Annotated in this window: 13 protein-coding genes; 7 read left to right on the plus strand and 6 right to left on the minus strand. The window is 67.2% G+C overall.

The window, feature by feature from the left end; genetic code table 11:
* Positions 1-34 precede the first annotated feature (34 nt).
* The 5 genes from smc to V7Z98_RS00815 all read right to left on the minus strand — a co-directional run bounded on the left by smc (position 35) and on the right by V7Z98_RS00815 (position 7,579).
* A complete protein-coding gene (gene smc / locus V7Z98_RS00795) occupies positions 35-3,577 on the minus strand; it encodes a chromosome segregation protein SMC (protein WP_334156607.1) in 3,543 nt (1,180 codons plus the stop codon).
* 286 nt (positions 3,578-3,863) lie between these two features.
* On the minus strand, positions 3,864-4,406 hold the full coding sequence (locus tag V7Z98_RS00800) for a hydrolase (protein WP_334156608.1): 543 nt from the start codon (positions 4,404-4,406) through the stop codon (positions 3,864-3,866).
* 118 nt (positions 4,407-4,524) lie between these two features.
* Positions 4,525-5,442, minus strand: coding sequence for a transporter (locus V7Z98_RS00805; RefSeq protein ID WP_334156609.1), 918 nt, complete (start codon positions 5,440-5,442; stop codon positions 4,525-4,527).
* A gap of 148 nt (positions 5,443-5,590) precedes the next feature.
* Positions 5,591-6,583 carry a tRNA dihydrouridine synthase gene (locus V7Z98_RS00810; protein WP_442951793.1) on the minus strand — a complete coding sequence of 331 codons (993 nt, stop codon included), beginning with the start codon at positions 6,581-6,583 and terminating at the stop codon, positions 5,591-5,593.
* A gap of 99 nt (positions 6,584-6,682) precedes the next feature.
* On the minus strand, positions 6,683-7,579 hold the full coding sequence (locus V7Z98_RS00815) for a LysR family transcriptional regulator (RefSeq protein WP_334156610.1): 897 nt from the start codon (positions 7,577-7,579) through the stop codon (positions 6,683-6,685).
* Positions 7,580-7,737: 158 nt separating this feature from the next.
* Here V7Z98_RS00815 and V7Z98_RS00820 point away from each other — a divergent pair, with 158 nt between their 5' ends.
* The 5 genes from V7Z98_RS00820 to V7Z98_RS00840 all read left to right on the plus strand — a co-directional run bounded on the left by V7Z98_RS00820 (position 7,738) and on the right by V7Z98_RS00840 (position 14,031).
* On the plus strand, positions 7,738-8,553 hold the full coding sequence (locus tag V7Z98_RS00820; RefSeq protein WP_334156611.1) for a DODA-type extradiol aromatic ring-opening family dioxygenase: 816 nt from the start codon (positions 7,738-7,740) through the stop codon (positions 8,551-8,553).
* Between the two features lie 211 nt (positions 8,554-8,764).
* Positions 8,765-9,511, plus strand: a complete 747-nt coding sequence (gene ypfH, locus V7Z98_RS00825; RefSeq protein ID WP_293265308.1) for an esterase — start codon at positions 8,765-8,767, stop codon at positions 9,509-9,511.
* 490 nt (positions 9,512-10,001) lie between these two features.
* Positions 10,002-11,534 carry a carbohydrate porin gene (locus tag V7Z98_RS00830; RefSeq protein WP_334156612.1) on the plus strand — a complete coding sequence of 511 codons (1,533 nt, stop codon included), beginning with the start codon at positions 10,002-10,004 and terminating at the stop codon, positions 11,532-11,534.
* A gap of 11 nt (positions 11,535-11,545) precedes the next feature.
* Positions 11,546-12,724, plus strand: a complete 1,179-nt coding sequence (locus V7Z98_RS00835) for a hypothetical protein (RefSeq protein WP_334156613.1) — start codon at positions 11,546-11,548, stop codon at positions 12,722-12,724.
* Positions 12,721-14,031: a Dyp-type peroxidase gene (locus V7Z98_RS00840; RefSeq protein WP_334156614.1), complete on the plus strand. Its 1,311-nt coding sequence runs from the start codon at positions 12,721-12,723 to the stop codon at positions 14,029-14,031. Before V7Z98_RS00835 ends, V7Z98_RS00840 begins: the two co-directional genes overlap by 4 nt.
* 264 nt (positions 14,032-14,295) lie before the next feature.
* Here V7Z98_RS00840 and V7Z98_RS00845 read toward each other — a convergent pair whose 3' ends face one another.
* On the minus strand, positions 14,296-14,727 hold the full coding sequence (locus V7Z98_RS00845; protein ID WP_334156615.1) for a hypothetical protein: 432 nt from the start codon (positions 14,725-14,727) through the stop codon (positions 14,296-14,298).
* Positions 14,728-15,420: 693 nt separating this feature from the next.
* Between V7Z98_RS00845 and V7Z98_RS00850 the strand changes: the two genes are divergently transcribed.
* Together V7Z98_RS00850 and V7Z98_RS00855 are read left to right on the plus strand one after the other, a co-directional pair.
* Positions 15,421-16,686, plus strand: coding sequence for a uracil-xanthine permease family protein (locus V7Z98_RS00850; RefSeq protein WP_334156616.1), 1,266 nt, complete (start codon positions 15,421-15,423; stop codon positions 16,684-16,686).
* Positions 16,687-16,921: 235 nt separating this feature from the next.
* Positions 16,922-17,995 (plus strand): exonuclease domain-containing protein, encoded by a 1,074-nt coding sequence (locus V7Z98_RS00855; protein ID WP_293265298.1) that lies wholly within the window; start codon positions 16,922-16,924, stop codon positions 17,993-17,995.
* Positions 17,996-18,014: the final 19 nt, after the last annotated feature.

Genomic DNA, 18,014 nt, shown 5'->3' on the forward strand with positions numbered 1-18,014 from the left:
TCATCATCAGGTCGGGCAGGCGTGGGCGGGGCGCTCAGGCCGTCACCTGCTCCCGCATCTTGAGGGCTTCTTCCATATCCACTTCAACGATCCGCGACACCCCGGACTCCTGCATGGTCACCCCCACCAACTGTTCGGCCATTTCCATGGCGATCTTGTTGTGGCTGATGAACAGGAACTGGGTCTGGGCCGACATGCGCTTCACCATCTGGGCGAAACGCTCGGTGTTGGTGTCGTCAAGCGGCGCGTCCACTTCGTCGAGGAGGCAGAACGGCGCCGGATTGAGCTGGAAGAAGGAGAATACCAGCGCAATCGCGGTCAGGGCCTTTTCGCCGCCGGAAAGCAGGTGAATCGTGGAGTTTTTCTTGCCCGGCGGCTGGGCGATCACCTGCACGCCGGCATCGAGAATCTCTTCCCCGGTCATCAGCAGCTCGGCCCGGCCCCCGCCGAACAGAGTGGGGAACAGCTCGCCGAAGCGGCGGTTCACCGTGTCGAAGGTGTGCTGCAGCAGTTCCCGGGTTTCCTTGTCGATGCGGCGGATGGCGTTTTCCAGGGTTTCCATGGCCAGGTTCAGGTCCTCGGCCTGGGCATCGAGGAAGCCCTTCCGTTCCCGCGCCGCATCCAGCTCTTCCAGGGCTGCCAGGTTCACTGCACCCAGGTCGAGCATGGCCTTCTGCAAATGGCCGATGGACGATTGCAGGCTGGCCACCTTGACCATGCCGCCCTCGGTCACCAGTTTGGCGTGGTATTCGGCGATGGCCGCTTCGTCGGCCTGGGCTTCCACCAGCTGTTCGGCCAGCTGCTCGGCGTTCAAACCGGCGGCCTGCTCCTTGAGCTTCAGTTCGCCGATGCGCTCGCGCAGGGGGTTGAGGCTCTGCTCGATGCGCAGCCGCGATTCTTCCATCTCGCGTAGGCCGGCGGTGGCCTCTTCCAGATGCTGGCGAGCGTCCGACAGGCGCTGCTCCGCCTCCATGCGATTTTCCAGGGCCACCTGTAGTTCGGGCTCCAGGTCCTCGATGCGGGTTTCCGCCAGCTGGGTGCGGCAGGTGGTTTCCTCCTCGGCCAGGCGGGTCACCTGGCGGGCGGCTACCTGCTTGCCGGAGGCGATCTCCTGGAGCTTGCTGGCGCATTCGCGCTGGGAGAACTGGGATTCGCGCAGTTCCCGCTCCACCTGGGTAACCGCCTCGCGCTCGTCGCGCAGGCGCCGCTCGGCCTCTTCCAGGCGGCCCCGGGCGGCCATCAGCCGCATGTGCAGCTCGCCCAGTTCTTCCCGGGCGGCGGCCATGGCTTCCTCGGAAGCCATTTCCCGGGCGCGTTCCTCTTCCTCTTCCAGGGCCAGTTCGGCCAGCTGGTCCTCGATTTGCTGGGCCCGCTCCCGGACGCGCTCGACGGCCTGGGCGAGCTTGAGGGTTTCCACTTGCAGGGCGTGTTCCCGGGACACCAGGTCTTGGGCCTCGCGGCGGGCGTTGGCCAGTTCGCCCTGGGCCTGGGCCAGGCGGGCTTCCACTTCGGCCAAGCTGGCCTGGGCGGTTTCCACCTCGCCCTGCTTCACCTCCAGGGCGGCGCTCAGTTCCTCGATCTCGCGCTGGCGTTCGAGCAGGCCGTGCTCGGCGTTGTCCGGGGCAAAGAGAGTGACGCTGCCCCGGGTGACCAGGTGGCCCTGGGGCACCACCACGGTAATGCCGGGGGCCAGCTGGGGACGACGTTGCAGGGCGGCTTCCAGGGTGTCGGCGGTGGTGATCGCCGCCAGCCAGTCGGCGACGATGGGCGCCAAGGCGCCATCCTCGCAGCGTACCTTGGCAGCCAGGCTGTCGGCGGGCACGGTAGCCGGCACTGCATCGGGGATGAGCAGGGTGAGCTTGCCCCCCGGGGTGCCGTCGGCGGTCCAGGCCGGCAGGCGGCCGCCCTCCCCCGCCTCCAGGGACAAGGTCAAGGCGTTGAGCCGTTCGCGCAGCACCGCTTCCACCGCGTCTTCCCAGCCGGCCTCGACGTGCAGGCGTTTCCATAGCGGGGTGCGCCCTTCCAGGCCGTGGCGGCGCAGCCATTCGATCAGCTTGCTGTTCCCCTGGACGCGCTTTTGCAGGGTTTCCAGGGCACCGACCCGGGCCTGGACGGCGGCCACGTCGCGCAAGGCGTTCTGCACCTCGGCCTGGACGTGGCGGCGCTGGGAATCGAGTTCCGGCAGACGCTGCTGCAGGTCGGCCACGGTCTCCTGGCGCATCGCCAGTTCCTCGCGCAGCATGGCCAACTCTTCCTGCTTGTCCTCCAGTTCAACCGTATCCGGGTCGGCCAGGCTGTCCCGTTCCTGGGCGAGGCGCTCGCGGCGCTGCACGAAGCCTTGCAGGGCGCGCTGGGCGTTACCCCGGTGGGCCTGCTCCACCTGAATCTTCTGCTCGACCTGGGCGATGCGGCCCCGCTCCCGGTTCACCTCGTCCTGGGCGATGCCTTGCAATTCCTCGGCCTGGGGCAGGCGCTCCTGCTGCATCTCCAGCTTCATGGCCGCCTGCTCGACGCGCATGTCGGCCAGGTCGGACAGCTCCTGCCAGCGCAGGCCGTCCTCTTCGTATTTTTCCGCCTGGCTCTTCCAGTGGGCGAACTCGCCGCTCAGTTGGGCCAGCCGGGCTTCGAGCTGCTGGCGGGACTGGCCCTGATGGCGGATTTCCGCTTCCAGCCGGGTGACCTCGGCGTTGGCGGAATACAGGCCGCTCTGGGCCTGGTGGACACCGTCGCTGGCGGTGTAGTGGGTTTCCCGGGCCGTTTCGAGGCGGGTTTCCAGCTCGCGCAGAGTGGCGGTCTGGGCCTCCAGGTCCACTGCGGCCCGCTCCACTTCCACGGCCAGGCGTTGCTGTTCCTGGCGCGCCTCGTTGCGGCGGATGAACCAGAGCAACTGCTGCTTGGTGGTCAGTTCCGAGTTGATGTCGTGGTAGCGGCGCGCCACTTCGGCCTGGGCCTCGAGCTTTTCCATCTGCCCGCCCAGTTCCTGGCGGATGTCGTCCACCCGGGTCAGGTTTTCCCGGGTGTCCTCGATGCGCCCCTCGGTTTCCTTGCGCCGTTCCTTGTACTTGGTGACACCGGCGGCCTCTTCGAGGAAGACCCGCATTTCCTCGGGCTTGGCCTCGATGATGCGGGAGATCATGCCCTGGCCGATGATCGCGTAGGCCCGGGGTCCCAGGCCGGTGCCGAGGAACAGGTCGGTGATGTCCTTACGGCGGACCTTGAGGTTGTTGATGAAGTAGTCGGACTGGCCGTTGCGGGTGAGCACCCGTTTCACCGCCAGTTCGGCGTACTGGCTCCACTGGCCGGCGGCACGGCCCAGGGAGTTGTCGAAGACCAGTTCCACCGAGGCCCGGGAGACGGGCTTGCGGTTGCTCGACCCGTTGAAGATCACGTCCTGCATCGACTCGCCGCGCAGCTCGGAGGCCCGGGTTTCGCCCAGCACCCAGCGCACCGCGTCCATCACGTTGGACTTGCCGCAACCGTTGGGCCCCACCACGCCGACGAGCTGCCCGGGCAACTCCACGATGGTGGGATCGCAGAACGATTTGAAGCCGGCGACTTTGAGCTTGGTGAGACGCATGTAATCCGGTGGGCGGCAGGTGCAGGAAGGGTCCGGCCACCGGGATGGATCGGGGCCGGCGGAGGGCCGGCCGCCGCAGGGCGGCAAAACGGGTGCCTCCGGGGCTGGCCGGCAGACCGCCGGTTTTACGCAGCACTCATTCCATCTTCATGGAAGGGAGCAAAACGCGGGAAAAACCGTCCGGGGCCGGGGAAGCCGCAAAGAGCCGCCATAATACCATTGCCCCACCGCCGGCCCGAAAGCCCCGTCCCGGGCGGGGCCGGGAGCGGGCCCCGCCGCCGTCCGGCTACCGGATGAAATCGCGGCTGACGGCGCGGAACAGGTCGGTGCCGGCCCGGTGCAGCCACTCGAAGGCCACCATCTCCCGGGAGACGATGCGCGCCCCGGCGGCCCGCATCCGCTCCAGGGCCAGTTCCTTGTCGGCGGGCTTGCGCGACCCCACCGCCTCGGCCACCACGAACACCTGGCGGCCTTCGGCGAGCAGGTCCATGACCGTCTGCAACACGCAGACGTGGGTCTCGGTGCCGGTCACCACGTACTGGCGCCGCTCGCCGCCGGGCAGGTCGAACAGGTTGCCTTCGGCCACGGCGGAAAAATGAGTCTTCTCGGCAATTGCTTCGGCAGGAATCAGGCTGCGCAGGGCGGGCACCGTGACTCCCAGACCGGCCGGGTACTGCTCGGTGGCCAGCACCGGCACGCCGACCTTGGCGGCTACCTGGAGCAGCCAGGCGGTGTTGGCGATGACGGCGTCGCTGTCGTGGATGGCGGGGGCCAGGCGTTCCTGGATGTCCACCACCAGGAGGACGGACTGGGGCGCACGCATGAGCATGATTTGTCTCCGGATCGTTATTTATGGTTGTGCGTCGCGGCGGCACGTTGCCGTACTGCCGCGCCCACCAAGCATAGCCGATCCGCCCTGGCGGGCGGGCCGTTTCCGGATCAGAAAATCAGAAATAGACCAGCCAGCGCAGGGTCGCTTCCCGGTCGATGGCGAAGCCGTTTTCCACCTGCACATCCTTGCCCAGCCGCAGGCTGAGCACGTGGTTCTTGGCCACCGGATAGAGGAGCCCCAGGTAGGCCCGCTGGCTGCGCGGGGAATCGTGCTGGTCCACCCCGTTGATGCGGGATTCGCCCCCGGTGTTCCACTGGTAGCCGGCAAAGGCCTGGAAGCCGTTGTCCCAGCGGTAGCGCAGGTAGGTGGTGAGGGCCTCGCTGCGGGCCTGCTGGCGGGTGCGGGCGCCGGGGAAGTAGGCGCTGTTGTCGCCGTACCAGGTCAGTTCGCCGATGGCCTCGGCGGTCCAGTTCGTTCCCAGGCCACGAATCCAGGCCAGGGACAGGGCTTCCCGGTGCCGGTTCTCGCCGACGTTCTGCAGATTCTGGCGCTGATATTCCCCGGTGGGCACCATGGCCGTGAGGTTGACCGCCAGGTAGTGGCGCCGCTCCGGATCGTTGATTGCCCAGCCCGTCAGCCCCAGGCGGGCGTCGTACCAGCCGCTGGAGGCTTTGTTGATGCTGTTCGGGATGCCGGTACCGTCCAGGTGCTGATCGGCATAGGTCATGGTCAGGGTGCCGGCGGTGCGCACCCCGAGCACGTCGCCGAAGTAGCTGGCCCGCAGGGCGCCGATGGTGGCGTTCCCTTTCCAGTTCTGGGTCTTCTCCCCGCCTACGTAGGGGCCTTTCACCTGCCGGTCGTAGAGGTAGCTGACCAGTACCGTGGTGCCAGGGGCCATGGGCACGTAGTCGGTGGGAAAGACGTCGTTCAATGCCGCCGAAGCCCCGCCTGCGCCCCCCAGGGCGATCAGGGCGGCGATGCCGTGCAGGACTGCGGGGTGGGTTGGTCGGGAACGGTGTTCGCGCCAGATCATGGTTGATTGCTCCTCTCACCTGGGGGAGCTTGGCCGTGGCGGCAGCCCGGCAGCCGTGCCGGACGCCTCCCCCCTTGTTGTTGTGGTGTGTCTATACCGCTCTATGCCGCCGTGCATGTCTCCGCACATCCGGCGAGGCGGGATTGTGTCACGACTCCCGTCCGCGGCGGGCGGCTTCGGCGACCAGTTCGTGAAGTAGTTGGGCGATCCGCGCCGGATCGTTGATCGGCCGGATGCGGGCGTACAACTCGGCGGCCTCGGGCCAGGTGCGGCGCAGCAGGTTGAGCCAGACCTTGAGCCGGCCCGGAGCGTGGATCGGCAGCACCCGGTGGTGCACGGCTTCCCAGTAGGCCAGCAGCATCGGCAGCACGGCCTGCCAGTCGGCAGGTCCCGGCACCGGGTCGTGCTCGCCGCGGATGCGCCGGACGAGGAAGGGGTCGGCCACGGCGCCCCGGCCGATCATCACGTCGGGGCAGCCGCTCGCATCGCGGCAGCGGGCCCAATCGGCCACGCTCCACACCTCGCCGTTGGCCACCACCGGCACCGGCACCGCCTCGCGGATACGGGCGATCCATTCCCAATGGGCCGGCGGGCGGTAGCCCTCGTCCTTGGTGCGGGCATGGACCACCAGCCGGCCGGCACCGCCCTCGGCCAGGGACTGGGCGCAATCGAGGGCCCGGGAGGTGTCGCTGATGCCCAGGCGCATCTTGGCGGTGACCGGAATGTGCGCCGGTACGGCGGCACGCACCGTGCGCAGGATGCGGTTGAGCAGTTCCGGATCGGCCAGCAGCATGGCGCCGCCACCGTGGCGGTTCACCGTCTTGGCCGGGCAGCCAAAGTTGAGGTCAATCCCGTGGGGCGCCATGGCGCTCAGTTTGGCGGCGTTGCGCCCCAGCCACTCCGGATCGCTGCCGAGCAACTGCACCACTACCGGGGTGCCAGCCGGAGTGTGGGCGCCGTTGGCGACCTCCGGGCACAGGCGCATATAGGTGCGGGTGGGCAACAGGGAGCCGGAGACCCGGACGAACTCGGACACCGAGGCGTCATAGCCGCCGATGCGGGTCAGCACGTCGCGCAGCACGTAATCGGCCAGCCCCTCCATGGGAGCCAGCAGGAGCTGGCCCGCTCCCAGGTGCCGCACGTCCGTTCCAGATGCCACCGACTCCACCGACCGCTCCGCTCGTTCCGTCAAAAGGGGCGCCATTGTACCGCTGGCGGCCGCCAGACCTGCGGACCCTGGCTAGAAGCGCACCTTGGCGAAGTGATCGGCCAGGTAGTCCACGAAGGTCCGCACCTTGGCCGAGAGGTACTTGCGGTGGGGATACACCGCGTAGATGCCGATTTCCATGGGCCGGTGGTCCGGCAACAGCTCGACGAGCCGGCCAGTGCGCAGGTCGTCCCCCACCAGGAACGAGGGCTGGAAGATCACACCCTCGCCCTCCAGGGCGGCGGCCCGGATCACGTCGCCGTTGTTCACCCGCAGCATGGGCTTGACCCGCACCGTGGCGGGCCGGCCGTCCGGGCCGTCCAGCTGCCAGTCGTCGCCGCTGCCCCAGTAGGTGTAGCCGATGCAGTCATGGCCGGCCAGCGCCTCCAGGCGGGCCGGAGTGCCGCGCCGGGCCAGGTAGCCGGGTGCTGCGCACAGCACCATGCGGGCCGTGGCCAGGCGCCGGCCCACCAGGGACGATTCGAGCTTGCGGGCGATGCGCAGGGCCAGGTCGTAGCCCTCTTCCACGATGTCCACCTGCCGGTCGTTCACCGCCAGTTCCACCCCCACCTCCGGGTAGAGGCGCCGGTAGCCGGCCAGCACACCGCCCAGGTGCGAGATAGCAAAGGACACCGGCGCGTTCACCCGCAGCAACCCCCGGGGCGATTCGGCCAGGGCGCCCAGGGAAGCTTCCAGGCTGTCCACTTCAGCCAGGATGCCGTTGCAGCGCTCCAGGTAGGCGGCGCCGGCCTCGGTCAGGTGCAGGGTGCGGGTGGTGCGGTTGATCAGGCGCACGCCGAGGCGCTCCTCCAGGGCCACCACCTGCTTCGACACCACCGAACGGGCCACGCCGAGGCGCTCGGCGGCGGCGGCGAAGCTGCCCAGCTCCGCCACCTTGGCGAAGACGCTCATGCACTGCAAGGTATCCATGGGGGTTCCCGGCGCTCAATTGTTTCTATTTTAGAAACGAAAAATCCAAAAAATCCATCTTTATCCGTCGATTGGCAACTGGAACAATGGGGGCCTGCGATGGACCATCATCGCCCTGTCCGGGCGATGTTCATGCCGCGCACTACCGGAGTTCCACCATGACCACCCTGCCCTCCCTGTTCGTTTCCCACGGCGCCCCCAGCCTGCTCATCGAGGATGTGCCGGCCCGGGATTTCCTCGCCGGCCTGGGCCAGCACATCGACCGCACCTACGGCCGCCCCCGTGCCGTGGTCGCCGTGTCGGCCCACGACATGGCCCGGCTGACGGTGGTCGGCAGCGCCGAACGGCTGGAGACCATCCACGATTTCTGGGGCTTTCCCGACGAGCTGTACCGGCGCCGCTACGACGTGGCCGGCTCTCCGGCCCTGGCCCGGGACGTGGCCGGCCGACTGGAAGCGGCCGGCATCCCCCACGCCCTGGCCGACGCCCCGGGTCTGGACCACGGTGCCTGGGTGCCCCTGGCCCTGATGTACCCGGAGGCCGACATCCCGGTGGTGCCCGTTTCCCTGTCGGCCCATCTGGACGAAGCCGCCCACCTGGACCTGGGCCGGACCCTGGCCCCGCTGCGCGACGAAGGGGTGCTGGTGCTGGCGTCCGGCAGCGTCACCCACAACCTGCGCGACCTGGGCCGCCCTCTGGCGGGCACCCCGGAAGGCGCCTACGTGGACGGCTTTGCCGACTGGCTGGCCGCCATCCTGGCCGCCGGCGATACGGCGGCCCTGCTCGACTGGCGCAACGCCACGCCCTACGCCCGCCGCGCCCATCCGACGCCGGAGCACTTCATCCCGCTGTTTGCCGCCTATGGCGCTGCACTTGGCCCTGCCAACGGCGATAATGGCGCCCCCCGGGCCGAGCGGCTGCACCGCAGCGTGACCCACGGCATCCTAGCCATGGACGCCTACGCCTTCCACTAAGGCCGGCCGCCAGGCCCAGAAACGGCCCATGGCGTCGCAAGGGCCGCGTTGCCCATGAACGCCGGCGGCGGATTTATTGCCGCTGCCGGTGCTCCAACGGTCGACACCCCGGCGGTGCAGGCCGCCCTCGTCTTTCGCGCGGCAAACGGCGGAACAATTGGCGGAAACGATGATTACCCCCGCAGTGCCCGGCGCTGCGGTTGAAAGGAACATGATGACCACCCCGACCACTCCCAACGCCGGCGGCGCTCCCCAGCTCACCGGCACCCTCCTGCTGCCGGAAAGCGGCACGCCGGAGCTGCTGTTCATCTATCTGCACGGCGTGGGTGCCCGGGGCGACGACCTGGAGCCCCTGGCTCAGGCCATCGGCCACTACTACCCCCAGGCCGCCCACCTGCTCGCCGAGGGCTTCGAGCCCTTCGACCAAGCGCCTTTCGGCCGCCAGTGGTTCTCGCTTCAGGACATCACCGAGACCAATCGGCCCGAGCGCATCGCCGCCGTGGTGCCGCGCCTGATCGCCGAGATCGAGGCCACCCGGGCTACCTTCAACCTGGCGCCCCAGCGGGTCTGCCTGGTGGGCTTCTCCCAAGGTGCCATCCTGGCCCTGGAGGCGGCCCAGGCCGCCCACGGCCTGCTCGGCCACGAGCTGGCCGGCCGGGTGCTGGCCTTCTCCGGCCGCTACGCCACCCTGCCCGAGGAGCCGCCCACCGACACGGTGATCCACCTCTTCCACGGCATGGCCGACCCAGTGGTGCCGGCCCGCCACAGCGTGGACGCCGGCGAGCACCTGGTGGCCCTGGGTGGCGACGTGACCGCCGACGTGCTGCCCAAGATCGGCCACGAGATTCCCGAAGCCCTGATGCGCAAGGCCCTGGAACGGTTGCAAACCTTCATCCCGCGCAAGGTCTGGGAGCAGGCCGTCCGCGAAGCCGAGGCCGCCGAGAGCCGCACGCACTGACGCAGCTCGCCCCCCTCGGGGCCACCACCGCACCACCGCGACAGGGCCGGCCCCTTGGCCCCACTTCCGTGGCAGGTGAAGTTCGCGTCTGAAACGACCACCCGGGGAAGCCACGCAACGCCCATTCGCAATGACGGCATCGACTGTCATGGCGAATGGGCGTTTTCGCAATCAAAGCCCGTTCACGCCAGTTCTTGCCGGAACCATCCCCCGGTTCCGGCGGCTATGCGCGCTCCTCAAGCGGATCACGGCTCCCAGCTCTCCAACCGATCCCGGCGGCCCGCTCACACCAGCCTCACCAAGATCATCCTGGCGCCTTCGTGAAAAGGGGGCTCCCCCTCAGGATGCGGTCAGGCAGGTAGGCGTAGCATTTGGTTAATGCAAATTATTTCTATTAGCAATTCTTATTGCTAGCGCTCCGCACTGGCGACGGGAAGCCACTGGCAGGACTGTGGTTGGCTTTGTGTAAGCAGGCATCAATCGATAATCCATGAACCCAGAAAATTGCCACGGGGGAAGCGCAGCCGCTCGCACTTCCCTTAAGAAGAAAAGAGCCGATTCCCAACGCTACCGACGCGGCGCCGCTCTCGCGCTGCTGGGCGGCGTGTTGCTGACCGGGGCGCAATCCACCCTGGCCGCTCCGCCGCCCATCTCGATCCCCGCCAGCAGCGAGGAAAACCAGGCATCGAGCGGCGGCCTGTTCGGTTTTTTGAGCGGAGTGAATCGCAGCAGCGCCCTCCTCGGCGACCTGTGGGGGCTGCGCACCGAACTGAGCCGCCACGGCATTTCCCTGGCCATCCAGGAGACGAGCGAGTACCTGGGCAACGTCACGGGCGGGACGAAGAAGGGCTTCGAGTACGACGGCCTCACCCAGGTTCTGCTGCAGATGGACACCCAGCGGGCCTTCGGCCATTACGGCGGCTTGGTCAACGTGAGCCTGCTCAACATCCATGGCCGCAACCTCAGCGCCGATAACCTGCAGACCTTGCAGACCGCCAGCGGCATCGAGGCGGACCGGGCGACCCGGCTGTGGGAACTGTGGTACGACCAGAAATTCCTCGAAGAGGACCGGCTGGACGTGAAGATCGGCCAGCAGAGCCTGGACCAGGAATTCATGGTCAGCACCAACGCCCTGTACTTCGTGAACACCATGTTCGGCTGGCCCATGCTGCCTTCGGCCAACATGCCGAGCGGCGGCCCGGCCTATCCCCTTTCCGCCCTGGGGGCCCGCATCAGTGCCCGCCCCGTCAATGGGGTCACGTTTCTCGCCGGCTACTTCAACGGCAACCCGGTGAAGCGCGACAACGGCACCGACCCGCAAGTGCAGAACCGCCACGGTCTGGGTTTCCCCTGGGGGGACGGGCGGCTGGCAATCGCCGAACTCCAGTTTTCGTATCCGTCCCTCGGCTCCATGGTCGAACCCGGCAACGCCCAGCCCCTGGGTTGGACCTACCGGATCGGCGCCTGGTACAACACCAAGACCTTCGCCGACCAGCGGATCGACCAGAGCGGATTGTCCCTGGCCGATCCCAACAGCGACGGCAACGCCCGGGAGCACCGGGGCAACTACGCCGTCTATGCAGTGGCCGACCAGCTGATCTGGCGCGACGGCACCGACCCGAACCGGACGATGGCCCTGTTCGGGCGCGTCATGGGCACGCCGCTCAAGGACCGCAACCTGATCGACTTCAGCCTGAACGCCGGCCTAGTGTTCCACAGCCCCTTCCGCTACCGGACCGCCGACACCTTCGGCGTCGGGGTGGGTTACGCCCACGTCAGCAAGTCCGCCGCCCAGCTCGACCGGGACAACATCGCCTTCGGCAACGCCCCGCCCGGGCCGACGCGCAGCAGCGAGACCTTCGTCGAACTCACCTACCAGTACCAGCTGAAGCCCTGGATTCAGTTGCAGCCGGACCTCCAGTACGTGTTCAACCCGGGGGCCGGGGTGCCCAACCCCGACGATCCGAGCAAGCGGATCAAGAACGAGCTCGTCCTGGGCATGCGCACCAATATTTCCTTCTGACCGCCACCGCCATGAAAACCACCTCCAACCATCCGGCACCGTTGGGACGCCTGGGCGCCGCCCTGGCCCGGGCCGCCCTCTTCCTCGGCCTTAGCGCCTGCCTGGCTGCCCCCACTCTGGCCGAGCCCAAGGGGCTGCTCGAAACCATCCACAAGCACAAGTTCCTTACTTCCACGGCCGCCGAAAACGGGGATCTCAACCCCTACGCGGTGGTGGTCGCCCCCGTCTCGGCCGGCGCCATCGAGAAGGACGACGTGCTGATCGACAACTTCAACAACATCTCCAACCTCCAGGGCACCGGCACCACCATCGTCCGCTACCGCCCCGGCACCAAGGAAACCAAGCAGTTCGCCCAGGTGCCGCAAAAGCTCAAGGACTGTCCCGGCGGCGTCGGCCTCACCACGGCCATGACCATGCTCAAGAGCGGCTGGATCATCGTCGGCAGCACCCCGAGCACCGACGGCACCACCAAGACCAAGGGCGACGGCTGCCTGCTGGTCTTCGACCCCAACGGCAAGCACGTCGCCACCTGGGCGGGCCCCACCATCAACGGCCCCTGGGGCAACATGGTGACGGTGGACCGGGGCGACAAGGCCACCCTGTTCATCAGCATGGCCGGCTTCGGCCTCCAGGGCCCCGACGTGATCGATCCAGAAACCAAGTACCCGGTGATCATCCACAAGGCCACCGTCCTGCGCCTGGAACTGACCATTCCGGACGGCAAGCCCCCCGTGCTGGACAGCCAGACGGTGATCGGCGACGGCTTCGCCCAGCGCGCCGACCGGGACAACTTCCTGTTCGGCCCCACCGGCCTGGCCCTGGGCCCGGACGACACCCTCTACGTGACCGACGGCCTGGACAACGAGATCACCGCCATCCCCGAAGCCAGCACCCGCACCGGCAGCGCCGGCAAGGGACGGGTGATCACCAGGGAAGGCCTGCTCGCCTGGCCCCTGGCCATGGTCATGACGCCCCAGGGCCACCTGATCGTGTGCAACGGCAAGAACGGCCAGGCGGTGGAAATCGACCCCGTCGCCGGCAAGCAAATCTACGCCCACTGGCTCAACACCAACCAGGCCCAGTCCCCCCCGGGCAACGGCAACCTGTTCGGCATCGCCCTCACCCCGGACGGCAAGGGCTTCTACTACGTCGAGGACGACATCAATTCCCTGAGGCTGGCCACGCAATGACTTCCACACCCGCCCGACAATCCGCCGACCAAATCGACCGCCAACCCGATCCCCGCCGGCGCCACTTCCTGGCCGGCGCGGCGGCGGCCGCAGCGGCAGCGCCTTTCGCCCCCCAGGTGCTGGCCGGCACCGCCAAGGCCACGGCAGCGCCCCCGGCCGCCTCCCAGGTGGAGCCGTTCCGGGGCACGCACCAGGCCGGCATCGCCACGCCCATCCAGCGGCACACCTACTTCATCGCCTTCGACCTGGTAACGGACAGCCGCGATGCGCTGGTCAAGCTGTTGCAGGACTGGACCAAGGCCGCCGCCCAGATGACGGCGGGCCCGGCCCGCTTCGACCCCAAGGCCGACCCCGGCCAGCCCAGCGAGGAATCCGGCGCCGCCGTCGGCCTGCCGGTGTCGCGCCTGACCGTAACCTTCGGCTTCGGCGCCACCCTGTTCGAAAAAGACGGCCAGAACCCCTTCGGCCTGGCCAAGCACCGCCCCGAGGCCCTGGTGGACCTGCCCCGCTTCGTCGGGGACCAGCTGGCACCGGACCGCACCGGCGGCGACCTGTCGGTCCAGGCCTGCGCCGACGATCCCCAGGTGGTCGAATACGCGGTGCGCCGCCTGGCCATGCTGGCCCGCGGCACGGCGGTGATGCGCTGGGCCCAGATGGGCTTCACCGGCGGCTTCAAGCCTGGGGAAACCGGCCGCAACCAGATGGGTTTCCTGGACGGCACCATGAACGTGCCCACCCACCAGGCCAAGGCCATGGACCAATTCGTCTGGGTTCGGGAAGAAGGGCCCGCCTGGCTGCGCAACGGCAGCTACATGGTGATCCGCCCGATCCGCATTTCCCTGGAGCATTGGGACGAAATGAAGGTCGCCTTCCAGGAGGAATCGGTGGGCCGGCACAAGGCCTCCGGCGCCCCCATCGGCAAGCGCGGCGAATTCGACCCCCTGGACCTGGAGCGCACCGACAAGGACGGCAACCCGGTGGTGGCCGAAAACTCCCACGCCGCCATGGCGGCGCCCGAAAACAACGACGGCGCCCAGATCCTGCGCCGGGCGTTCAACTACGACAACGGGATCGCCAAGATCGCCGAGCGCTGGCCGCCCTGGCGCCAGCTGGTGACCTTCGACGCCGGCCTGCTGTTCCAGTGCTACCAGAAGGACCCGCGCACCGGCTTCGTCAAGCTGTACGCCAAGATGGCCCAGATCGACATGCTCAACCAGTTCACCACCCATACGGGCAGCGGCCTGTTCGCCTGCCCGCCGGGCGTCGGTCCCGGCGAGTTCATCGGGCAAAGCTTGTTCGACGCCTGATCCGGCCTCTCTCCCGTGGTTGGCGCCAGGCCGGGCCAACCACGGGCAGAACCGAGTCCCATTCTTTATGCCCTAGATATACGGATCGAGGTAATTTCACTGCATATGGCTCTAGCTATAACTTCACCAACACCAGCTAGAAAAACACACCACTACTGCTAGCCAATTATTTGCCATGACTGACCCATCGACAATGGAAGGAATAACTTCACAAACAGGGTCGCGGGTTAATAGAACAGCAAGAAAAATTAATATTGAATTAAATCAACGCTCCAAGAACTGGCCTCCAATCAAAACCCACGACCTTTCACCTTTAATTAACTGACATTCGTAGCCATTACGAATCAAGACACCAAATCCATTCTGGGCATCGACAGTCCCTGCTGCGATAACCATTCCATCATTAGCCCCGTAAAATTTTGGCCTGGAAAATTGAGCACTTGCTGGCGCTTTAAGCAACTGTTTAATATAGCTTTGACACATATACAAGGCCGTACCATCCGAATAATCTGGAGCAGCTGGGGTGATAGAGCATCGCACCATCCATAATAGGGCAAAAAAACCAAGCCCAAGAATTATTCCGCCAGAGACTTTATGGGATGTATCTGCCTTAGCGTATATCTTAAAAATAGGCTGATAGCTGTATGGCTCAGGCTGCTCACAGTGCGGACAAACCACGGCATCGCGAGCAACCATCTTTCTGCACGCCTTGCACGGCCATGTCGCGGGCCATTTCTCTGATGGAGTAAATAGCAAAGTATCGTAGATACACTCAAACAGCCCTTTTTTTGGTTTACCCTCATAATATTTTTTTCCACATGCCGGGCAGACCCATGCGGGGGATTCCTGGTCCTCTAAAGTGCGAGTGTGCTTGCAGTGTTGGCAAATTGTTCCGACGCTCATTCGACCTCCCTTTTCCCAATTGTCATCGATATTGCCGCACTCAAACAAGAATCCTGGTCTGACTACTCTCCGTGCAGTCTCCCCCGAACCCCAGGCCCCTGGCCGATTTCCAGACAGGCTGCCTGTAAAGCCAATATCAGCACGGGTCTCCACGGGCACACCTCGGAAAGCCAATACTGGCGCGGACCTTCGGCCGTGCCCATTTTTGCGGCAGTGCGTCATCCTCCTGATGCGGCAAGGTTTTTTGGATTTATCCACAGGGACGTCCACAAAAACCGTGGAAAACCGCTGACGCCGCAAACACCGGCCCCCGGGTGACGGACACATGACGCCCTGCCTTGCCCGGCGCCATGGACGCGGCCCGCGCAAGGCCGTATCCTCCCGCGCGGCATGGCCCGCGTTGCATCGGCCCATGCCGCCCCCAGGCCGGGCCCACGCCGCGCCGGCTCCACCCCGTTCCAACCGCTCCGACGGACACCCTCGCCCATGACCACCCATCGGGACCCCACCTGGCGCATCGCCCTGTCCGGCGCCCAGATTCTCTTCGTCGCCTTCGGCGCCACCGTGCTGGTGCCCCTGCTCACCGGCCTCAACCCCAGCCTGGCGCTGCTCGGCGCCGGGGTCGGCACCCTGATCTTCCAGGTGTGCACCAAGCGCCGGGTGCCCATTTACCTGGGCTCGTCCTTCGCCTTCATCGCCCCGGTGATCTATTCGGTGCAAACCTGGGGCATGCCCGCCACCCTGGGCGCCCTGGCCTGCGCTTCGTTTTTCTACTACGTGGCCGCCGCCCTGGTGAAGTGGCGCGGCGTGGGCCTCATCCACCGCCTGCTGCCGCCGGTGGTGATCGGCCCGGTGGTGATGGTGATCGGCCTGGGCCTGGCCCAGGTGGCGGTGAACATGGCCAGCGGCAAGGCCGGCGACCAGCAGGTGGTGCCCTACGGCACGGCCATCGCCATTGCCGCCATTTCCCTGGCGGCCACCATGCTCACCGCCATCCGCGCCAAGGGGCTGCTCAAGCTGGTGCCGATCCTGGTGGGTGTGGCCGTGGGCTACGGGACCTCCCTGGCGGCGGGCATCGTCGATTTTGCCAAGGTGAGCGACGCCGCCTGGCTGGCGGTGCCTCAGTTCGGCACGCCGGAATTCAATCTGGCGGCAATCCTGTTCATGATCCCGGTGGCCATCGCCCCCATCGTCGAGCACGTCGGCGGCGTGCTGGCCATCGGCTCGGTGGTGGGCAAGGACTTCACCGCGGAACCGGGCCTGCACCGCACCCTGCTCGGCGACGGCCTGGCGGTGAACGTGGTGGGCCTGTTCGGCGGCCCGCCGGTGACCACCTACGGCGAAGTGACCGGGGCGGTGATGCTGACCCGCAACTTCAACCCGGTGGTGATGACCTGGGCCGCCGGCTTCGCCATCGTCATGGCCTTCGTCGGCAAGTTCGGCGCCCTGCTCCAGACCATCCCCATGCCGGTGATGGGCGGCATCATGGTGCTGCTGTTCGGCTCCATCGCCGGCATCGGCCTCAAGACCCTGATGGACGCCAAGGTGGATCTGATGAACCCGCGCAACCTGTGCATCATCTCGGTCACCCTGGTCACCGGCATCGGCGGCCTGGGCGTTTCCATCGGCAATTTCAGCCTCCAGGGCATCAGCCTGTGCGGCGTGCTGGCGGTGCTGCTCAACCTGATCCTGCCCGCCGCGCCCCGCACGGCCGGGGAACCGGACACGGCGGCGGTGGACAACCTGGTCTGACCCGCCCGCCGCGACAATCGACCTATCCGCCCCATTCGACCCATTCGCCCTGCTCGCAACGCGGCGCCGGACTCCCCGGCGCCGCGTCCGTTTACAGGAGGCTCCGCTCCGGCTCCCCGGCCGGAGAACGGCCCCTCCCCCTTGCCGAACCGGGCAATACGCCACATACTGTTTTTATATACAGTCAATCTTGATTACGCCCCGGCCGCAGCCGGGCGCCTTTCACCTACACACCGTGCAACCCCTCGCCTTCATCGACCTGGAAACCACCGGCGGCACCGCTGCCCTGGATCGCATCACCGAAATCGGCATCGTCACCGTGGACGCCGGCGGGGTGGCCGAATGGAGCACCCTGGTCAATCCCCAGACCCCCATTCCCCCCTTCATCCAGAAGCTCACCGGCATCGACGACGCCATGGTGGCCGGCGCCCCGGTCTTCGCCGAAGTGGCCGATGCGGTGCAGGAACGGCTCGCCGGCCGGCTGTTCATCGCCCACAACGCCCGCTTCGACCACGGCTTTCTCAAGAGCGAATTCAAGCGCCTGGGCATCGACCTCAAGGCGACGGTGCTATGCACCGTGCGCCTGTCGCGCCGGCTCTACCCGGAAGAGCCGCGCCACGGGCTGGACGCCCTGATCGCCCGCCACGGCCTGACGGTGGCCGCCCGCCACCGCGCCCTGGACGATGCCCGGGTGATCTGGCACTTCTGGCAGAAGGCCCGGGCCGAACTGAGCGAGGCGAGGATCGACGCCGAGGTGGCCGCCCTCACCGCCCAACCCAAGCTGCCACCGCAACTGGACCCGAATCTGGCGGAAGAAATCCCCGAGGGCCCCGGGGTCTATCTCTTCTACGGCGAGGACGATCAAGCCCTCTACGTGGGTAAGAGCAGCGGCCTGCGCCGGCGGGTGCTGGCCCACTTCGGCAAGGCCCGGCCCTCCCCTCGGGAGGCGGCCCTGGCCGAACAGGTGCGGCGCATCGACTGGATCGAAACCGGCGGCGAACTGGGCACCCAGCTCGCCGAGGCCGATCTGGTGCGGCGGCTCCGCCCCCGCCACAACCGCCAGCCAAAGGTCGCCCTGAGCCGGGCGCAACTGGCCCCCTGGCCCTACGGCGGGCCGATCGCCGTCCGCGAGGGCGCCGGCCTGCACCTGCTGGACGACTGGCGCTACCTGGGCACCGCCGACGGCGAGGCGGCAGTGCCGCCCCTGCTGGCCGCCGAGCGGCCGCCCTTCGACGGCCACACCTACACCCTGCTGGTCAAACACTTGGCCAAGCCCCGGGTCCGGGTGCTGCGCCTGACCCGGAACTGAGCCTCAAGGAACGCCCCGG

The organism is Oryzomicrobium sp., assembly GCF_036820405.1.
Classification (GTDB): domain Bacteria; phylum Pseudomonadota; class Gammaproteobacteria; order Burkholderiales; family Rhodocyclaceae; genus Oryzomicrobium.

Excerpts from the sequence above, each read along its gene's own strand:
- V7Z98_RS00840 (WP_334156614.1), top strand. The coding sequence starts at position 12,721 with ATGACTTCCACACCCGCCCGACAATCCGCCGACCAAATCGACCGCCAA.
- V7Z98_RS00835 (WP_334156613.1), top strand. The coding sequence starts at position 11,546 with ATGAAAACCACCTCCAACCATCCGGCACCGTTGGGACGCCTGGGCGCC.
- smc (WP_334156607.1), bottom strand. The coding sequence starts at position 3,577 with ATGCGTCTCACCAAGCTCAAAGTCGCCGGCTTCAAATCGTTCTGCGAT.
- V7Z98_RS00850 (WP_334156616.1), top strand. The coding sequence starts at position 15,421 with ATGACCACCCATCGGGACCCCACCTGGCGCATCGCCCTGTCCGGCGCC.
- V7Z98_RS00800 (WP_334156608.1), bottom strand. The coding sequence starts at position 4,406 with ATGCTCATGCGTGCGCCCCAGTCCGTCCTCCTGGTGGTGGACATCCAG.
- V7Z98_RS00830 (WP_334156612.1), top strand. The coding sequence starts at position 10,002 with ATGAACCCAGAAAATTGCCACGGGGGAAGCGCAGCCGCTCGCACTTCC.
- V7Z98_RS00815 (WP_334156610.1), bottom strand. The coding sequence starts at position 7,579 with ATGGATACCTTGCAGTGCATGAGCGTCTTCGCCAAGGTGGCGGAGCTG.
- V7Z98_RS00820 (WP_334156611.1), top strand. The coding sequence starts at position 7,738 with ATGACCACCCTGCCCTCCCTGTTCGTTTCCCACGGCGCCCCCAGCCTG.
- V7Z98_RS00805 (WP_334156609.1), bottom strand. The coding sequence starts at position 5,442 with ATGATCTGGCGCGAACACCGTTCCCGACCAACCCACCCCGCAGTCCTG.
- ypfH (WP_293265308.1), top strand. The coding sequence starts at position 8,765 with ATGATGACCACCCCGACCACTCCCAACGCCGGCGGCGCTCCCCAGCTC.
- V7Z98_RS00845 (WP_334156615.1), bottom strand. The coding sequence starts at position 14,727 with ATGGTTGCTCGCGATGCCGTGGTTTGTCCGCACTGTGAGCAGCCTGAG.